Source organism: Variovorax sp. P1_H12_2 (genome assembly GCF_056405335.1).
In genome coordinates this window covers 1-2788 of record NZ_JBFUCI010000602.1, presented here as the reverse complement: position 1 = coordinate 2788, position 2788 = coordinate 1, and the positions used below count along the sequence as shown (strand labels likewise).

The following is a 2788-nucleotide window of genomic DNA, read 5'->3' as shown; positions in this document are numbered from 1 at the left end:
GGCCTGCTGCATCGCGCCCGGATGGAAGGCCGTGATCTGGTTGTTGTCCCGGTCGTTCATGATCATGGCCTGGGCCGAGACGGTGTCCTCAACCTGCCCCACGAACTCGGTGCTGATGCCCAGCGTGCGCAGGCGCTCGAGGTAATCGGCACCGTCACTGCCGACGGTTGCCATCGGCAGCGCCGTGCCGCCCAGCGCGTTGAGGCTGTAGGCGATGTTGCCGGCGCAGCCGCCGAAATCGCGCCGCAGGCCGGGCACCAGGAAGGATACGTTCAGGATATGCAACTGGTCCGGAAGGATCTGGTCCGCGAACCGCCCTTCGAAAGTCATGATGGTGTCGAACGCGAGGGAACCGCAAATCACTGCTGCCATGGATGAGCCACTGGTTGGGTAAAAGAAACTGAAGGGTGATCGCTCAGGGATAGAGCGCCTCGATGCGAAAGCCGGCGACCGGCGGCATCGATGCGGCTTCGGCGCCGCCGAGCTCGAGCGACAGCGAGGCCGCGCGCTCGGCACGTGCAGGCAGCACCGCCGGCGCGCCGAACTCGGAAGGCATGAGCACGCGCCGCACCACGGCCCGCTCCTGCGTGTCGAGCAGCGACAGCTCGACCGCGGGCATCGCGAGCGGCACGGCGGCGGCGTTGCGCAGCGTGAAGTTGAGCTGGAAACCGTCGCCGCTCTTCTCGCGCGCAAACGAGGCGCCGTCGAGCTTGATGTCGTTGATCTGCCGCAGCGCCGAAAGCTCGCAGCCGGTCACACGGCACAGCGTCTCGAGCAGCGGGCGCAAGGCGGGCTGACGCGCGGCGATCAGGTCGCGCTCGTGGTGCAGCACCTGGACGAGCAGAAGCAGGGCCGCCAACACGGCCGTGGCGAACAGCGAGCGCCGGACTGCGGCGCGGCGCCACCAGGAGGAGGCTTCGTCGACGCCGAAGAAGGTCGGCGCGGGCTCGGGCGGCACCGCCGCAGCAGCGGTCGGCTCGGACTCGCTCGCGGCCAGCACCATCGGCGCAACATCGGCCGCGGCGTCCCCTTGCGCCCTGGCCTTCGCCTTGGCGATCTTGGCGGACTTGACGCGCGCGCGGCGCAACGCCTTTTGCATCTGGGCATGCCCGGAGTCGTCGGACTGCGGCGCGGCATCGCCGGCCGGCATCGCGGGCCGCGAGGGCAGCGTCAGGTCGATGTCCGGGAACGACAGCGGCGGCGGCACGGGAGGGCGCACCGCGATGCGGCCTTCGTCGCCGAGCAGCAGGGAGTCCGGATCGGGCCACGACACGTCGGCGACCACGCCGGTGAAGGCCGCAGGCTCGGCGAGCGGTGCCGGGCCCGACTCCTGTTCGTCGTCAAAAAAGTCCGCGTCGGCAATGCCGGGCTTGTCTTCATCGGCAGCGTCGAGCGGGGCCGTTGGCTCGGGCTCGGGCTCGGCCTGCAAGGAATGCGCCTCGGACGCAGGTGCCGGCTCCGGCGTCGGCAGCGGGGCCGGGACCGACGCCGAGGGCCGGGCGTCCGGCGCCTCCTGCAAATCGACGGTCGCATCGAACACCTGGCTGCAGCGTCCGCAGCGCACCCAGCCATCGGAGATTCGCAGCTGATCCCGCACCACCTTGAAAGTGGTGTCGCATGCGGGGCAGCGGGTGACAAGGCTCATCGAGGCGGGATTGTATTGCTCGCCCCCAGGTTGGGCTCACTGCGTGTAGCCCGCCCACCCCCTACCGGGGGCAACACCAGCGGCCCGGCGAAGCCGGTTCCGCGGTGTTTCACGAAGAGGCCCCGGACTTCGCCGGCCTATGACTGGGCTTTCGCCGTCATCAGGATCCAGCCGTCCTCGCTGTCGCTGACCTCGAGCGCCGCGTAGGGGGCATAGGCCGCCTTCAGCTCGTCGGCCTGCCGTTCCAGGATGCCGGCCAGCACCAGCTCGCCGCCCGGCGCGACGTGGCCGCAGAGCAGCGGCGCGAGCACCTTGAGCGGCGTCGCCAGGATGTTCGCAAGCACGATCTGGTAGCGGCCCGCGGCAGCCTCCGGAAGGCCGGCCTTCAAGGCAACGCCATTGGCCTCGGCATTGAGCCGGGTCGATTCCACCGCGGCCTCGTCGATGTCCACCGCGTCGATGTCGAGAGCGCCGAACTTCGCCGCGCCGATCGCCAGGATGCCGGAGCCGCAGCCGTAGTCGAGCACGCGCCGGCCCGCGAGGGTGCCGCGCGTGGCGATCCAGCGCAGGCACATGCGGGTGGTCGGGTGGGTGCCGGTGCCGAACGCCAGCCCCGGGTCGAGCCGGATCACCTGGCGGGCTTGCGCGGGCGGTTCGTGCCAGGTCGGCACGATCCAGAACTCGGGCGTGATCTCGACCGGCGCGAACTGCGACTGCGTCAATCGCACCCAGTCCTGCTCGGGCACGTCGGCCAGGCCCAGCAGGCGGCACTCGGCGAAGAAGTCCTGCGCCTGGAGCAGCGCCGCCGCTTCGCGCGCCAGCGCCTCCGTGGCGAACAGCGCGATCACCCGCGAGCGCTGCCAGCCGTCCTTGGGCGGCGGCATGCCCGGTTCGCCGAACRATGCCTGCTCGGCATCGGTCTGCGCATCGGCATCTTCGACCGACACGCTCAGTGCGTCGAGCGCATCGAGCGCGTCGCTGACCGTCTCGACCAGGTCTTCAGGTGCCAGCAGGCGTAGTTCGAACACAGCAATTCCTCTCAATAGTCCACGCCGCGCCCGACACGCAGTGAGCCAACCTGGGGCAGGTCACCTCTTGTGCGAAGCAAGCCACTCTTCAAGATAGTGGATGTTGGTGCCGCCG

General features: G+C 69.8%; 3 protein-coding genes. All 3 read right to left on the bottom strand.

All coding sequences use genetic code 11. The features are described 5' to 3' along the window. On the bottom strand, nt 1-372 hold a 372-nt coding region (locus AC1D2K_RS33010; protein ID WP_478094431.1), incomplete at its 3' end, for a PfkB family carbohydrate kinase. A gap of 43 nt (nt 373-415) precedes the next feature. Next, nucleotides 416-1645, bottom strand: coding sequence for a zinc-ribbon and DUF3426 domain-containing protein (locus AC1D2K_RS33005; RefSeq protein ID WP_478094430.1), 1230 nt, complete (start codon nt 1643-1645; stop codon nt 416-418). Nucleotides 1646-1782: 137 nt separating this feature from the next. After that, nucleotides 1783-2673, bottom strand: coding sequence for a 50S ribosomal protein L11 methyltransferase (gene prmA, locus AC1D2K_RS33000; RefSeq protein WP_478094429.1), 891 nt, complete (start codon nt 2671-2673; stop codon nt 1783-1785). Between the last annotated feature and the right edge of the window lie 115 nt (nt 2674-2788).

Coding starts and splice junctions, on each gene's coding strand:
- AC1D2K_RS33005 (WP_478094430.1), bottom strand. CDS start 1,645: ATGAGCCTTGTCACCCGCTGCCCCGCATGCGACACCACTTTCAAGGTG.